General features: G+C 71.8%; 12 protein-coding genes. 3 read left to right on the top strand and 9 right to left on the bottom strand.

Annotation, left to right across the window (positions count from 1 at the left end; translation table 11 throughout):
* Window positions 1–31: 31 nt before the first annotated feature.
* The gene (locus tag AC1Q7O_RS15250) at window positions 32–1,213 is read left to right on the top strand and encodes a class I SAM-dependent rRNA methyltransferase (protein ID WP_492657946.1); all 1,182 of its coding nucleotides are present in this window, start codon (window positions 32–34) and stop codon (window positions 1,211–1,213) included.
* Here AC1Q7O_RS15250 and AC1Q7O_RS15245 read toward each other — a convergent pair.
* Both AC1Q7O_RS15245 and AC1Q7O_RS15240 read right to left on the bottom strand, forming a co-directional pair.
* Window positions 1,203–2,252, bottom strand: a complete 1,050-nt coding sequence (locus tag AC1Q7O_RS15245) for an NF038122 family metalloprotease (protein WP_492657945.1) — start codon at window positions 2,250–2,252, stop codon at window positions 1,203–1,205. The genes AC1Q7O_RS15250 and AC1Q7O_RS15245 overlap by 11 nt on opposite strands.
* A gap of 77 nt (window positions 2,253–2,329) precedes the next feature.
* Window positions 2,330–2,809: an Lrp/AsnC family transcriptional regulator gene (locus AC1Q7O_RS15240; protein WP_492657944.1), complete on the bottom strand. Its 480-nt coding sequence runs from the start codon at window positions 2,807–2,809 to the stop codon at window positions 2,330–2,332.
* Window positions 2,810–2,947: 138 nt separating this feature from the next.
* Between AC1Q7O_RS15240 and glmS the strand changes: the two genes are divergently transcribed.
* The gene (glmS, locus tag AC1Q7O_RS15235) at window positions 2,948–4,813 is read left to right on the top strand and encodes a glutamine--fructose-6-phosphate transaminase (isomerizing) (protein WP_492657943.1); all 1,866 of its coding nucleotides are present in this window, start codon (window positions 2,948–2,950) and stop codon (window positions 4,811–4,813) included.
* Here glmS and AC1Q7O_RS15230 read toward each other — a convergent pair.
* From AC1Q7O_RS15230 to AC1Q7O_RS15200, 7 genes are all read right to left on the bottom strand, one after another.
* Window positions 4,800–5,435 (bottom strand): hypothetical protein, encoded by a 636-nt coding sequence (locus AC1Q7O_RS15230; protein ID WP_492657942.1) that lies wholly within the window; start codon window positions 5,433–5,435, stop codon window positions 4,800–4,802. The genes glmS and AC1Q7O_RS15230 overlap by 14 nt on opposite strands.
* Window positions 5,435–7,096: a putative porin gene (locus AC1Q7O_RS15225; protein WP_492657941.1), complete on the bottom strand. Its 1,662-nt coding sequence runs from the start codon at window positions 7,094–7,096 to the stop codon at window positions 5,435–5,437. Before AC1Q7O_RS15225 ends, AC1Q7O_RS15230 begins: the two co-directional genes overlap by 1 nt.
* Before the next feature lie 5 nt (window positions 7,097–7,101).
* Window positions 7,102–7,779 (bottom strand): TonB C-terminal domain-containing protein, encoded by a 678-nt coding sequence (locus tag AC1Q7O_RS15220; protein WP_492657940.1) that lies wholly within the window; start codon window positions 7,777–7,779, stop codon window positions 7,102–7,104.
* Window positions 7,776–8,177 (bottom strand): ExbD/TolR family protein, encoded by a 402-nt coding sequence (locus AC1Q7O_RS15215; protein WP_492657939.1) that lies wholly within the window; start codon window positions 8,175–8,177, stop codon window positions 7,776–7,778. Before AC1Q7O_RS15215 ends, AC1Q7O_RS15220 begins: the two co-directional genes overlap by 4 nt.
* 395 nt (window positions 8,178–8,572) lie before the next feature.
* Entirely contained in the window at window positions 8,573–8,983 is a 411-nt protein-coding gene (locus AC1Q7O_RS15210) for an ExbD/TolR family protein (protein WP_492657938.1), read from the bottom strand.
* Window positions 8,984–8,990: 7 nt separating this feature from the next.
* Entirely contained in the window at window positions 8,991–10,685 is a 1,695-nt protein-coding gene (locus AC1Q7O_RS15205; RefSeq protein ID WP_492657937.1) for a DUF2341 domain-containing protein, read from the bottom strand.
* Window positions 10,686–10,702: 17 nt separating this feature from the next.
* Window positions 10,703–14,680: a putative filamentous hemagglutinin family protein gene (locus AC1Q7O_RS15200; RefSeq protein WP_492662719.1), complete on the bottom strand. Its 3,978-nt coding sequence runs from the start codon at window positions 14,678–14,680 to the stop codon at window positions 10,703–10,705.
* 229 nt (window positions 14,681–14,909) lie between these two features.
* On the opposite strand from AC1Q7O_RS15200, the gene AC1Q7O_RS15195 reads away from it, so the two are divergent.
* On the top strand, window positions 14,910–15,266 hold a 357-nt coding region (locus AC1Q7O_RS15195), incomplete at its 3' end, for a hypothetical protein (RefSeq protein ID WP_492662718.1).

The raw sequence follows: 15,266 nt of genomic DNA, 5'->3' as shown, positions 1-15,266 counted from the left end.
GGGGTGCTCTTCATCTTGGGACGGCCCGGCGATGAAAAAAATCACCCTTCGCCCCGGCAAGGAGCGCTCGCTCGTCAAGCGCCACCCGTGGGTGTTCGAGTCCTCCATCGCCCGCGGCGGCGGCGACGCCGGCGAGACGGTGCGCGTGGAGTCGGCCGACGGCTGCTTCCTCGCCTGGGCCGCGTTCAGCCCCAAGTCGCTGATCCGGCTGCGGGCCTGGAGCTTCGACGAGGCCGAGCGCATCGACGCGGCGTTCTTCCAGCGCCGCATCGCGCAGGCGGTGGCGATGCGCACGCGGCTGGCGATCGCGTCGGACGCCTGGCGGCTGATCCACGGCGAGGCCGACGGCCTGCCGGGCCTGGTGGTGGACCGCTACGGCGACACGCTGGTGGCGCAGTTCGGCAGCGCCGGCGCGGAGCGCTGGAAAGCGGTGATTGCCGACGCGCTGCTGGCCGAGACCGGCCTCACGCGGCTGTACGAGCGCTCCGATGCGCAGGCACGCGAGTGGGAAGGGCTGCCCGCGCAGACCGGCTGGCTGCGCGGCGATGGCGAGACCGCGCTGACGATCCGCGAGCACGACTGGCAGCTGACGCTGGACGTCGCCGAAGGCCACAAGACCGGCTACTACCTGGACCAGCGCGACAGCCGCAAGCGTTTTGCCGACGCCGTGAGGCAGTACGGCTGCCAGACGGTGTTGAACTGCTTCAGCTACACCGGCGGCTTCTCGGTCGCGGCGCTGGCCGGTGGGGCGAGCCACGTCGTTAGCGTGGACTCGTCGGGCCCGGCGTTGGCGCGCGCCACCGCGCACGTGGCGCTGAACGGCTTCGATGCCGGCCGGCACGAGGCCTGGGACGCCGACGTCAACGCGACGCTGCGCCGCTGCCTGCAGGAAGGCCGGCGCTTCGACGCCATCGTGCTCGATCCCCCGAAGTTCGCGCCCACGGCCGCGCACGCCGAACGCGCGTCGCGCGCCTACAAGGACATCAACCGGCTGGCCTTCATGCTGCTGAACGACGGCGGGCTGCTGTACACGTTCTCGTGCTCGGGCGGCATCGCGCCCGACCTGTTCCACAAGATCGTTGCCGGCGCGGGCCTGGACGCAGGCGTGGACGGCTACATCGTCGAGCGCCTGTCGGCCGCAGCCGACCACCCGCAGACGGTGTGCTTCCCCGAGGGCGACTACCTGAAGGGCCTGGGCCTGCTCAAGCGCTGACGCGGCGGCGGGCAGACCAGCCCAGCACGGCCAGGCCGCTCAGCAGCAGCGCATACGTCCCGGGCTCGGGCACCGGGTTGGTGAGGTTCCAGCCGATGGCGTCCATGGCCAGCAGGTCGGCGTCGCTGGTGTCGTAGGACACGCCGCTGATGATGTAGGGGTGCATCAGCGTCATCGCGCTGCCGCCGAAGTGGCTGGCCTGCGCCGCCACGCCGTTGGAGAACGGCTGGATGGCGGAGGCGCCGCCGTCCACCGAGAAATACGTGTCGGCGCCGACGCTCAGGTCGCGCTCGCCGGGCGCCCCGTAGCGGTACAGGTCCAGCACGGAGTACCAGGCGTTGTCGTCGAAGCTCTGCAGGTTGCCGCAGCGGTCGGGCGAGCTGCGGCAGAAGGCGATGTCGTCCACGCCGGACTTGAAGCCCAGCGCATGGCCGATCTCGTGCTCGGCAAGGGTGATGAAGTCCGTCTGCCCGGCAGCAATGCCGTCGGTGCGCGTGTACGCAAAGCCGCTGGCGAATGCGTTCGCGAAGCGGATGTGACCGTCCGGCACGCCGGCGCTGCTGGGCGCGTCCAGCCCCAGCGCGCGGGCGTTGGCGGAGGACAGCCAGAGCTGCGCGTTGTTCGCGGAGCCGTCATCGTCGAGGCGGACGCTGCCATCCGGCTGCGTCGCGCGAAAGCGCATCGACGTGGCCAGCGGCAGCGAGGCGACCGCCGCCTCGTCGGTGGACGAGGTGCGGTCGGCCTTCAGCCGTTCGCGCACCGTGTCGTAGCCAACGGCCAGGTTCTGGGTGCTGGCATCGCCCAGGATGTTGGTGCCGAGGTTGGCGAAGGACACGCCGAGGTAGACGGTCACGTCGTCCTTGAGCCGCGCCTGCCAGAGGTCGGCGGCGCTGCGCAGCGCGGCGAACTGCAGCGCGCTCATCGGGGCGGCGCCCTCGTCGGTGAGCACGATGTTCAGCGCCTGGGCCGTCGGGGCGGCCAGGCTGGCGAGGCCCAGTGCCAGGGCCGGGGCGGCGGTGCGGAAGAAGCGGGCTTGCATGTCGTGCTCCAGGGCCGGAGGCGGCCAGCCCGGATTCTGGGCGGCTTCCGCGACAGCCGCAGCGGCGGCTTGCCGCTTCAACCGGTGACAGGCGCCGGCAGGCCGATGCGGGTGTCGAACTTGGCCCGCTTCACGCTGAAGAAGGCCTTGATGTTGCGGACATTGGCGTGCTGGGTCAGCAGGCGCTGCGTCAGCGCGTGGTAGGCCGGCATGTCGGCCACCTGCACGATGAGCACGAAGTCCGGCCCTGGCGACACGCGCCAGCATTGCTGCACGGCCACGTCCTGCACGGCCAGCGCCTCGAAGGCGTCCAGATGCTCGACGCCCTGGCGGTCCAGCGTGATCTCCAGGATGGCAGACAGGCCGGCGCCCAGCTTGTCTGCCGACAGGATGGCCACGCGGCGCTCGACGATGCCGGCGTCCACCAGCCGCTTCACGCGGCGCAGGCAGGTGGCCGGCGACACGGCCACGCGGGCGGCCAGGTCCTGGTTGCTCAGCGAGGCGTCGGCCTGCAGGGCGTCGAGCAAGCGGAGATCGATGGCGTCGATTTCGTTCATGTTTTCATGCTGATTGAACGGAAATTTCATTCCAGCGGTAATGAGAAATTTTCATTCATTTGGCGCCAATTTTTGCATGCATATGCCGAGCCGCCATGCCTAGCATTCGCGCCATTCCACGAACGGAGGCTATCCATCATGTGCGGCATCGTCGGCGCGGTCAGTCAGCGCAACATCGTTCCCATCCTCGTCGAAGGCCTGAAGCGCCTCGAGTACCGCGGCTATGACTCCTGCGGCGTGGCCGTGCACCAGGACGGCGCGCTGCGCCGCGCCCGCTCCACGTCGCGCGTGGCCGAGCTGCAGCACCAGGCCGATCAGGACGGCATCGCCGCCGGCACCGGCATCGCCCACACCCGCTGGGCCACGCACGGTGCGCCGGCCGTGCACAACGCGCACCCGCACTTCTCCACCGGCCCGGGCGCCGCGACGGGCACCGTCGGCCGCATCGCGCTGGTCCACAACGGCATCATCGAGAACCACGACGAGCTGCGTGCGGAGCTGAAGGCGCGCGGCTACGTGTTCTCCAGCCAGACCGACACCGAGGTCATCGCCCACCTCGTCGACCACCTCTACAGCGGCGACCTGCTGGACGCCGTGCAGCAGGCGCTGCCGCGCCTGAAGGGCGCTTACGCGGTGGCCGTGTTCTGCCGCGACGAGCCGCACCGCGTCGTCGCCGCGCGCGAGGGCTCGCCGCTGGTGCTGGGCGTGGGGGCGGGCCATGGCGAGAACTTCGTCGCCTCCGACGCGATGGCGCTGGCCGGCGTGACCGACCAGATCATCTACCTGGAAGAGGGCGACGTCGTCGACCTGCAGCTGGGCCGCTACTGGATCAGCCGCCAGGACGCCGCCACGGGCCGCTACGGCGCCGTGCAGCGCGAGGTCAAGACCGTGCACGCCCACAGCGGCGCGGCCGAGCTGGGCCCGTACCGCCACTACATGCAGAAGGAAATCTTCGAGCAGCCCACGGCCATCGCCAACACGCTGGAGGCCATCACCAGCATCAGTCCGGAGCTGTTCGGCGACGGCGCCTACCGCGTGTTCAAGGAGATCGACAACGTCCTCATCCTGGCCTGCGGCACCAGCTACTACTCCGGTTCCACCGCCAAGTACTGGCTGGAGAGCATCGCCAAGATCCCGACCTCGGTCGAGATCGCCAGCGAGTACCGCTACCGCGACAGCGTGCCCAACCCCCGCACGCTGGTCGTCACCATCAGCCAGAGCGGCGAGACGGCCGACACCATCGCCGCGCTGAAGCACGCGCGCAGCCTGGGCATGCCTCACACGCTGACCATCTGCAACGTGGCCACCAGCGCCATGGTGCGCGAGTGCGAGCTGGCCTACATCACGCGCGCCGGTGTGGAGATCGGCGTGGCGTCCACCAAGGCCTTCACGACGCAGCTGGTGGGCTTGTTCCTGCTGACGCTGGCGCTGGCGCAGACGCGCGGCCACCTGACCGAGGCGCAGGAGGCCGAGCACCTGAAGGACCTGCGCCACCTGCCCGTGGCCGTGCAGGCCGTGCTGGCGCTGGAGCCGCAGGTCATCGCGTGGAGCGAGGAATTCGCGCGCAAGGAAAACGCGCTGTTCCTGGCCCGCGGCCTGCACTACCCCATCGCGATGGAAGGCGCGCTCAAGCTCAAGGAGATCACCTACATCCACGCCGAGGCCTATGCCGCGGGCGAGCTCAAGCACGGCCCGCTGGCGCTGGTGACGGCCGAGATGCCGGTGGTGACCGTGGCGCCCAACGACGCGCTGCTGGAGAAGCTCAAGAGCAACATGCAGGAAGTCCGCGCCCGCGGCGGCCAGCTCTACGTGTTCGCCGACGGCGACACGGCCATCGAGAGCGAGGCCGGCCTGCACGTCATCCGCATGCCCGAGCACTACGGCGCGCTGTCACCCATCCTGCACGTGGTGCCGCTGCAGCTGCTGGCCTATCACACGGCCTGTGCGCGGGGGACCGACGTCGACAAGCCTCGCAATCTGGCGAAGTCGGTCACGGTCGAGTGATGGCCCGGTTCGCCTCCAGCACCGCGCGTAGCTGCTCGGCCTGGTCTTCCTGCCGCACGGCGGTCAGGCCCAGCAGCGGGTCGGCCTGCAGCGCCTTGTCGAGGGGCGGCTTGCCGACGTAGAGCTGCGCCAGCTGCTGGCCGGCGGCGTACAGCTTGCGGTTGCGGGCCTCGGCGTCGGCCAGTGCCTGCGTGCTGCGTTCCAGCGTCTGGGCCAGCGCGCGGTTGGCCTGCTGGCGGTCGGCGCTGTCCTGGCGGGCGGCCAGCAGTTGCTGCTGCAGCGCCTGCTCGCGCTCGATGGCCTTGGCCTCGGCCTGCGTCTGGGCGTCCTTGGCGGCTTGCAGTTGCGCGCGCAGCGCGTCCAGCTCCGTCTCGCGGGCCTTGAGCTTCACGGCGTGGCCGGCGATCAGCGCGCGGGCGTTGGCGGCGTCCTGCTTCGCGCGGGCCGCGTCGGCGTCGGCCTTGGCCTTGTCGGCCTGCAGCGCGCTCTGCTGCTCCTGCGCGGCGCGCAGCGCAGACTGGGCGCGGCGCAGCGCCTCGCGCTCCTTGGAGGGCTTGGCGTCCTGGGCGTGTGCGGCCACGCTGGCCGCGGCGAGCAGGGCGATGGCGATGCGCTGCTTCATCAGAACCTCGCGTTCAGGTCGATCTGGAACACCTCGATGCGCAGCGGTGCGCTGCTGAGGTTGCCGCTCAGCGACGACGCATCGCCCGGCACGGCCAGGAAGCGCACGCCGTCGTCGAGGTTGCGCGTGCTCGTCCAGCGGCCGCTGAGCCAGAAGTTGCGGTCCAGGCTGATGTTGCCGCCGAGGCTCCAGCCCTTGTAGTTGGTGCCGCCCAGGTGCCAGGTCGTGTCGGTGAAGCCGTCGATCCACGCGTCGCGCTGCACCAGCCGGTAGGCGGTGAAGGCCTGCCAGTCGCCGCGGCGCGACAGCTTGGGCGCGCCCACCTGCACGCGGGCCTGCAGCGCCGTCGTCTTCTCCTTCAGGTCGGTCAGCGGCACGCCGGCGCGGGCCTCGATGTCCTTGCGGTCGAAGCCGGTGTTCTTGATCCAGTCCAGCGTCACGCCCACGGGCACCGGCAGCACGCCGTCCAGCTGCAGGCTGGCCGTCAGGTTGACGGGGCGGAACTTGCTCGCCAGGCCCCAGGTGGGCGCGGCCGTGCTGGTGGGATCGTTCAGGTTGATCAGCGTGTTGCCCTTCAGGCGCAGGCCCGGCGCGTACTGCGACGCGAAGTAGTTCGTCGCGCCGTTCTTCGGGCCGCTGGGCGGCGGGCTGCTTTCGCGGCGGCCTTCCATGTGGCGGAAGTCGTAGGCCGCCAGGCCCAGCTTGAACTGCACGCCGCGTGTGACGTCGATCTCGCCGCCCACCTGCGCGCCCAGCAGCCACTTGTCCTGCGTGCTGAGGTTCAGCTCCTCCAGCGGGAACACGCCGGCCGTCGCGAACAGGCTGCGCTGCGGCGTGAACGCGTGCGTCAGCTTGGCGGCCACGCCGTCGAAACCCAGGTCGTCGGGCCAGGCCAGGTCGGTGCTGAAGAAGGGGTTGGGCAGGCGGCCGAAGTCTGCGGAGAGGCCGTTCGTGAACAGCGGCGGCTGCCAGCGGATGTAGGCGCGGTCCAGCCCCAGCGTGTAGCGGTTGAAGTCGTTGCCCAAGGTCTGCGAGGTCGATGTGGCGCTGTTGCTCGTGCTGCCGGTGGCCAGGCGCACGCTGGCCAGCACCTGCTCGCTGAGCTTGGCATCCACTTCGAGGCGGCCGCGCAGCGTCAGGCGCTGGCGGTCGGCGGTGGTGTTCGTCAGGTCGGGCGACCAGGCGGGCGAGGCCGTCTGCGCGCGGTAGACCTCGGCGGGCACGTTGGCGTCGCGGTCGAAGAACTCGGCCTGGCCGCGCACGCGCAGGTCACCGCTGACCTTGATGCGGCCCACCCACTCGGGCAGCGCATCCGCCTGGCCCCAGCGTTCGCCCTTGGCCTGGGCCAGCACCTCGGCCTTGATCTCGTCGCGCATCTGCTGACGCACGGTCTCGGGCACGTAGGGAATGCGCAGCACGTTGGGCCTGGCGGCGTCGGCGGCTTGCGGCTGTGGCGCCGGCACGCTGGCCGACACCTGGGCCTGCTTCAGGATGGCCTCGGCCTTGTCGCGCGTCAGCAGGCCCTGCGCGACGAGGGCGTCGATGAGGGCTTGCGTCGTCGCGCGCAGGCGGGCGAGTTCTTCCTTGTCGGAGTTCTGGGCATGCGCGGGCAGCGCGGCGGCGATGGCGCTGGCGAGCAGCAGGGCGTGGATGGGTTTCATGGGGTTCAGGCCTGCGGCCTCACGCTGAGGCGGAAGCGCATGGGTTGGGAGAGGGCCAGTGCCGGGGGCGGTGGCAGCTTGAACTGGCGGCGGGTTTCGTCGAGGGCGTTGCGCAGCGCGCTGTCGTTGCCGTCGTTGCCGCTGGGGCTCAACTCGAAGCGCTGGATGGCGCCGTCCTTGTCCAGCCAGATCGCGAACGTCGCGGTCAGCTGTTCGGCGTCGGCCTTCAGGTGGCGTTCGATCTCGCTTTGCAGCAGCTGGCGCGCGGAGTTGGCGTAGAAGCGTTCCTGGGCGCGGTCCGCCGCGTTGCCGGCGGGGCCGCCGCTGGGGCCGGTGGTGGGCGTGCCGCCGGCGTAGTCCTTGGACACGCTGCCGGCCGAGAACGCGCTGGGACCGTCGCCCGCGGCGCCTTCCATCTTGATGGACTCCGCCGGCTTGGGCGCCTCCACCTGCTTGACCTGCTCCTCGCGCATCACCTGCTTGGGCTCGTCCTTGGGCGGCTCGGGCTTCTTCTCTTCCTTGGGCGGCGGCGGGGGCGGTGGCGGCGTGTCGGGCAGGATGGCGATCTTCGCGACCTGCCGCTTGGGTGCCTCGGGCTTGATGTTCTTGACGGCCCACCACACGGCCAGGCCCAGCAGCAAGCAGCCGGCGGCGACGAGGCCCTTGATGTGGCTCGTCTTCATGTGCCTATCCTCGACGTGACGAGGCCCATGTTCACGCCCAGCTTGTTGCACAGGTCGATGACGGCGACGACGCTGGCGTACTGCGTGCGCGCATCGCCCTTGATGGCGACGGACATCTGCGCGTCCTTCTGCTTGGCAGCCGTCAGCTGGGCTTCCAGCTCGGGCAGGCTGACGCCCACGCCGTTCAGCAGCACGCCGCCGTCGGGCATCACCTGCACGATCTTCAGGTCGTGCTTCTCGGTGCTGGGCTTGTTGCTGGGCTTGGGCATGGTGATGCTCATGCCCTGCACGGACGCGGTCGTCATCAGGATGAAGACGACCAGCAGCACGTAGGCGAGGTCCAGCATCGGCGTGACGTTGATGCTGTCGTAGGGTTTGGCGTCTTGGTTGACTTGCATGGGTCAGACGCTCCGCTTTGTTGTTGGGTTGGTCTTGGCTGGGCTGGGATGCTGCGTGAGGCCCATGCCGGGACGTCGCCTCGGCGGGCGACCTTCTTTTTGAGCGACCAAAAAGAAGGCAAAAAGTCGCCCCCGATCCGCCCGGCCCTTTGCTTCGCAGCGGGCTGCCCTGCGGTGCTCGGACTTCAAGCCCGCGCGCCGAACTCGCGCCGCTACGCTCTGCTCGGACAGTCGTCGCGAGTCAGTGCTTGAAGTTCGCTGCGCGAACGGGCTTGAAGTCCTGCGCTCCTCGGCGGGCTCCAAGGGGGAGTGAAGAACAGCCGGTGCCAGCCGCCCGCCGGGGCGAACCCTCGGCATGGGCGTGGGCATCAGCCAGCAGCAGCGAAGCGCCATCCTCAACTCCCCGCCCGCTTCGTGACCAAGCCGATCTCGGTGATGTCCAGCTTCTTGGCCACCTCCAGCACCTGCATCACCTTCTCGTACTGCGCTGCCGCATCGGCTTTCAGCACCACCGGCAGCGCCGGATTCGCCGACTTGTACTGAGCCAGCGACGACTGCAGCTGCGCCATGTCCACCGGGTACGCGTCCAGGTACACCGCGCCGTCCGCGGTGATCGTGATCGCCCGCGTCTGCGGCTTGGCGAGGTTGTTGGCCGCCTGCGTCGTCGGCGAGTTCACCTTCACGCCCTGCACCGACGCCGTCGTCAGGATGATGAACACCACCAGCAGCACGTAGGCGAGATCCAGCATCGGCGTGACGTTGATGTCGTCGTAGGGCTGGTTGTCGGACTTGACGTCGCCGGCCATGTCAACCTCAAGGTGCGCCGTACAGCTCTGCAACGCGAGTGATGAACTCGTCGATGAAGATCTGCATGTCCGACGTCGCGTTCTTGATCTGCGACGCCAGCCAGTTGTAGCCAAACAGCGCGGGGATCGCGACGCCCAGGCCCGCCACCGTCGCCAGCAGCGCCGCGGCAATGCCCGGTGCGATCGCGTTCACGTTGACGTCGCCCGCCGCCGCGATGGCGGCGAAGGTGATCATCACGCCCACCACCGTGCCCAGCAGGCCCAGGAACGGGCCGCCCGAGATCGCGATGGTCAGCAGCACCATGCCGGAGTTCAGCTGCGCGTTCTCGCGCACGTAGTCGGCATCCACCGACGCCTTCACCGCGTCCAGCGACGCGCCCGACAGCGGCTTGGCGCCCGCCTCGCCCACCTTGCGCTTGGCCAGCTCGCGCACGCCGGCCTGGTAGAGCCGGTAGATGGGCGAGGCCGGATGCGGCGCGTGTGTCTCCAGCTTCAGCAGCTCTTCGTTGGCCTCGCGGAACTTCAGCACGAAGCTGCGGTTGGCCTTGGCCACCTTGGCCACAAGCAGGCTCTTGCTGACCATCACCCAGCAGGCAATGGCGAACATGACACCCAGGATGATGATGACCACCCAGGCGTCCACCGTGAGGTTCTTGACGAGCACGCCCATGTAGCCGTGGCTCTCGCCCTCGGCCTCGGCGGCGTCCTTGGCTTCGCGGGTGGAGGCCACGAGCTTGCTCTCCGCGCCCTGCGCGCCGGCTGCCACGGCGATCCAGTCGGCGCTGCGCAGCGCGGCGGCCACCTGCACCTCGTCCATCAGGCCGCGCGCGCCTTCGCCCAGGCGCAGGCTGCTGCCCAGCTGCGGCGTGGCCAGGTCGCCTTGTGCCACCTGCGCGCCGTTGACGAACAGCGTCGCCTTGCCCAGGCCCAGCCGCAGGGCCACCTGCGTCCAGCGCGCCACCGGCACGTCGCCGCCCGATACCTCGGCCCTGTTTTCATTGCTGGCACGCACGACGACCTTGCCGCCGCTCAGGCTCAGCGTCAGCCCGCCCCAGTTCAGCAGCGTCGCGCGCTGCACGTCGTCCAGCTTCACCCACAGGCTCACCGTCAGCTGGTTGCCGGCGTCCACCACCGGCTTGTCCGACAGCGCGTAGACCACCGCCTCGCCCGTCAGCTTGGCGCTGGCGGCCAGCAGCCCGTTGGGCTCAGTGACCAGCGGGCCCTGCGGCTTCACGGCGCCCAGCTGGTCGGCACCGGCCGGCTTGTCGCTGAAGTGCAGTGCGATGACGGTAGCCGCATCGAAACCGTTCCCGTCGCCCTCGGCCGCGGCCTTGGCATTGCCGCCGTAGACGTAGAAGACGTTCTTGTCGCTGCCCGGCAGCACGCTGGGCAGCTGCACCCACAGCACGGCCAGTTCGTTGACGCTGTCGAAGCGCTCGACGCTGAACTTCAGCGGCGTCTTGTCGTCGCCGGCCACCACGCGCAGGTCGCTGCCGTCTTCCTTGGCCGCCGTGAAGTCGAAGTTGCCGCTGTGCAGGCGCACGGCCACGGCCACGCCGCTGGCGGTTTCCCTGGTCTCCAGGCCTTGCGCCGACGTGTTCAGCGTGATCCTGGCGCGCTCGTTCCAGTCGGCGTTCCACCAGGCGTGGGCGGTGGCCGGCAGCAGCGCGGCGAGAAGAAGGGCGGTGAGTGCTTTGCGCATGGCTTGTCTTTCTTGAATCACGAGGAGCCGAAGCCCAGGAACTCCAGCAGCAGGTTGCGGCGCCGGCGGCGGCGTTCGTCCTTGTCCTTGTCGCTGTCTGCCGCGGCGGCGGCCTGCGCGGCGCCGGTGGGCGTTGTCGGCACGGCGATGGGCGCCGTGATGGCCACCTCGCCCGTCGCGCCGGCCCGCGCGCCCGACACCTGGATGTCGTTCGCGTTCACCAGCCGGTCCGCGCCGAGGAAGGCGTTGCCCTTGGAGCGGATGCCCGCCTCGCCGGCGTTGATCTCGCCGGTGGGGGCGTACAGGTCCAGGTCGTTGCCGGCCTGCAGCACGGCGATGCCTGAGCCGCTGAACGAGCCGGACGTGTCGAACACCAGGTTGCCGTTGCTGTCCAGCCGCAGCACGGGCGCCGGCGCGCCGGTCACGGTCTTGGCGCCGCGGCCCGCGTCGATGTTGCCGGCGGACGACCACATCAGCAGGCTGCCCTGGCCGATGGTGAACACGCGCGACTGGTTGACGTCGAAGTTCTGCGCCACGACGGCCGACACATCGCCGCCGTTGACGGTGACGATGCCCAGCTCGGTGGCCGACTTGTTGCCCGCCGTCACCTCGCCGGCATTGACGCCGCCGCCGGGGTTGACGAGCGTGATGTCGGCCGCCTGCAGCGTCTTGATCTGGCTGGTGGGCATGCGCACCTGCGCGGCCGGGCGTGCGGTGCCATTGCCGAGCGGGAACAGCAGGTTCACGGCCTGGTAGCCGCGCGCATAGGCGGCCCAGCGCTCGTCGCCTTCCAGCACCGCGGCGGCGCGGCCGGCGCTGCGCAGCTCGCCGACGAGCACGCGGTTCAGCCACGGGATCTGCCGCGCCAGCGGCAGCGCCTCGAAGCGGCGCAGCGTGTCGGCCGCGTCGGTGCCCCGCGTGCCGCCCATCAGCGCCACGTAGTCGGCCAGCTTGGCGAGGTCCGCTGTGGCGGCCAGCTGGGCCAGCGCCGAGGCGCGGGTGGCCACCGGCTGCGATGCTAGGCCGCTCATCAGCACGCGGCTGACGAGCAGCGATTGCTGTGCGCCGCTCAACGCACCCAGTTGCTGCAGCGCCTGCGCATCGCTGAGCGCGGACCATGCCGGCTCCAGCAGGCTGGCCTGCTGCTTCACGGCGTCGGCCACGGCCGCGTCGTCCACCGGCTTGCCCAGCAACGCGGCCACGCGCGCGCGCTGGTCGCCGGCCTCGGCGCGGGCCGGCTGCGCCTTGACCTGCTCGGCCACCAGGCGGTCCACGGTGTCAGTGCCGAACTTCTGGCGCAGCAGGTCCAGCTGCTGTGCGGGCGAGGCCGCCTCGAATGCCGCGGCCGTGCCGCTGCCGCCCAGCAGCACCCAGGCCTGGCCCCGCTTGCCCGTCAGGCCCGACGCGCCCAGCACCTGGAAGCCCGCGGCGCTGGCGCGGGCGTAGTCCTCGCCGTCGGCGCTCAGGCCGGCGACGACCGTCAGCCGCGCGCCGCCGTCGGGCAGCAGCGCGCTGTTGGACAGGTTGCCGCGCGCGACGATGCCGGTGCTGTTGCCCAGGTCCACGTCGCGGCCGGCCAGTACCAGCAGGTCGCCGGGGCCGGCGATCTCCAGGCCGGTGAGGCTGGTGAAGCGCACATCGCGCCCGGCCTGCAGCAGGCTCAGTTCGCTGGCCTCGCCGGCGGTGGCCGGCTGCTGTTGCACGCTGACGTTGGACAGCCGCACGTCGCGCCCCGCCGTCGCCGTCAGCGGCCGCGTGGACACGAGGTTCTGCACGTCCACGTCGCCGTTGGCCGACAGCAGCCGCACCGGCGCGCGGCCGCTCTGGTCCGGCTGTGCCTGGCCCAGCGCGTTGCGTGTCAGGCGCTGCGCCTCGGGCAGCACGATGCTGGCCAGGTCTTCCATCGACGCCGCCGCCGGCGGCTGGGCCGGGCCCAGCGCCAGCACCTGCAGGCCGTCGGCGCTGACCGCGTCGCGGCCGGCGATCCAGCTGCGTGCCTGCGCCGGGTCGGCCGCCGTGCTCCATTGCCACAGGTTGGCGGCGCTGACGCCGCCTTGCGGTGCCAGCAGGCGGAGGTCCACCGGCACGACGCGGCCTGGCGTGGCCTGGCCACCGGCGCTGTCCTCCAGCGGCTGCGCGGCGCCGAGGTAGTTGACCGAGCCGGCCGCGCTCTGCACCAGCAGCTGCGCGCGGGCGTCCAGCAGCGGCAGCGCCAGGTTCTCGCCCTGGGCCGCGGTGTTGGCCTTGGAGGGCAGCGCCAGCGCCAGGTTGCGGGCGCTCGCCAGCGTGGCGTCGCCACCGGCCTGCACGCGCAGCGCGCCGTCCTGGTAGATCAGCTGCAGGCCGGGGTCCAGCTGCACGTTGCTGCCGGCCTGGTTGCGCACCGCGCCACCGGCCGACACGTTGATGCCGCGCGAGGCCAGCAGCTGGCCGCTGACGACATCGCGCCCGGCCTGCACGGCCACCGTGCCGCCGCCGAACTGCTGCAGGCCTTGCGGCAGGTCGCTGCTGGTGCTGCCGCTGCCGGCCAGGAAGCCGGAACTGGCCGCGGCCGCGTGCACCTGGATGGCGTCACGGCCGGCCTGCACCTGCACCGAGCCGCCGCCCAGCGTGGCCACGCCTTGCGCAAACAGGTCGCTGCGCGCGAACCAGGCGACGGTGCCGTCCATCACGCCCTGCGCGCGCCACAGCCAGCCGGTGGCGTAGCGCTGCTCGGCGCCGGCCGCCTGGCCGACGACGTCCTGCCCGGCGCTCAGCCGGATGGCGCCGCCGCCGTGCGCAAAGGGCAGCAGGCCGCTGCCGTCCAGCGCGGGCGCGAGGTTCTCGAACAGAGAGTTGAACGGCGTCGTCGGCAGCGGGTCCGGCGTGTCCGGGGCGGGCGCCGGGCTGGGCGCGGGCGCCGGCGTGGGGGATGGCGCCGGGGCCGGCGTGGGGGCTGGCGCCGGCGTGGGCACGCTGCCGGGCGGGGCCGGCGGCTGCGTGTTGCCGGTGCTGGGGCCGTTGCCGTCGGAGGGCTGTGTGGCCGTGCCGGTGGCGGCGTCCGCCGCGCGCACGGTGGTGCCACCGGCCTGCGGCGCGGACGCCGGCACGGGGCTGGGCGCGGGCTCCGCGGCGGGTGCCGTGGTGACCGGCACGCCCAGCGTGGCGATGGTGGCGCGGCGGTCCAGCCAGCGGATGTCCTGCGCGGCGGCGATGGCGATGCGGCCCGTGCTGCTGCGCACCTGCACGGCCGGCGCGTTGGCGTCGGCAGTGCCGATCAGCACCGAGCCTGGAGCGGTGTCGTCGGCCACCGTGGGCCGCGTGGTCATCACGTTGGCGGCCGACAGGTCGGCGCCCGCGACGATGCGCAGGTCACCGGCGCGCGACGACGTGGCGACCCACTGGCCCGCCGCGGCCGGCGACTCGCGAAGGCCGGTGCTGAGGCTGGCCTGCAGCGCCACGCTGCCCGCGGCGCGCAGCGTCAGCGCGGCCTCGGCGGCGTTGGGGGCGGCGGCCAACTGGGCGCTGCTCAGCGTGGGCAGGCGCCAGTCGGTGCTCAGCGTCAGGTCGCCGGTGGACTGCACCTCGACGCCGGCGCGCACGCGCACCGTGGCCTGGCCGGCCGCGATGCGGCTGGCGATGGCCTGCGCGTTCTGCTGGCCCTCGCCCATGAAGTCGCTGTTGTCCTGCAGCACGCGCGCCAGGCCCAGCTGCGCCGTGCTGGCGGGTGGGGGCGGCGGTGGCGGTGGATTGGGGCCGGGCGGTGGCGTGATCGGGCCGGGAGCGGGCACCGGTGCGCCGCCGGGCGGCGCGGGTGGCTGCGTGTTGCCGGTCGTCGGGCCGTTGCCTGGGGACGGGTTGGACGGGCTGGCGGTCGCGTCCGCCACGCCGACGGCCAGCGTGCCCGCCAGCGGCGCGGGCGGTGGCGTCAACGGCGGCGTGGGCGGGTTGGCCGAGCCGGTCGTCGCGCCATTGCCGGCGGACGGCTGCGTGGCCGCGGCCGGCGGCGTGGGCACGGGGGCCGGCGGGGTCGGCGTCAGCGGTGGCGTCGGCGGCTGGGTGTCGCCCGTGCTGGGGCCATTGCCGTTGGACGGGGTGGAAGGCGTTGGGGCCGGGGCAGGTGCCGGGGGCGTCGGCACGGGGGCGGGAGTCGGCACCGGGGCGGGCGGCGTCGGGACGGGCGAAGGCGCCGGCGGGGTCGGCACTGGCGTCGGCGCGGGCGGTGTCGGCGTAGGAGCCGGTGGTGTGGGCACCGGCGTCGGCACAGGAGCCGGCGGGTTGGGCACGGGCGTGGGCGCCGGAGCCGGGGGCGTCGGCGTCAGCGGCGGCGAGGGCGGCTGGGTGTTGCCCGTGCTCGGGCCATTGCCGGTGGACGGGTTCGTGGGGGCAGGCGCGGGCGTGGGCACCGGCGCGGGCGCCGGCGGGTTGGGCACGGGCGTGGGTGTCGGTGCGGGTGGCTCGGGCGTGGGGGCCGGTGCAGGCGGCGTCGGCGTCGGCGTCGGCGCGGGCGCTGGGGGCGTCGGGGTCAGCGGCGGTGAGGGCGGCTGGGTGTTGCCCGTGCTCGGGCCATTGCCGGTGGACGGGTTCGTGGGGGCAGGCCCA

It is taken from the genome of Roseateles sp. GW823-FHT07B05, from assembly GCF_058794515.1.
This window is presented reverse-complemented; position numbering and strand designations above follow the sequence as displayed.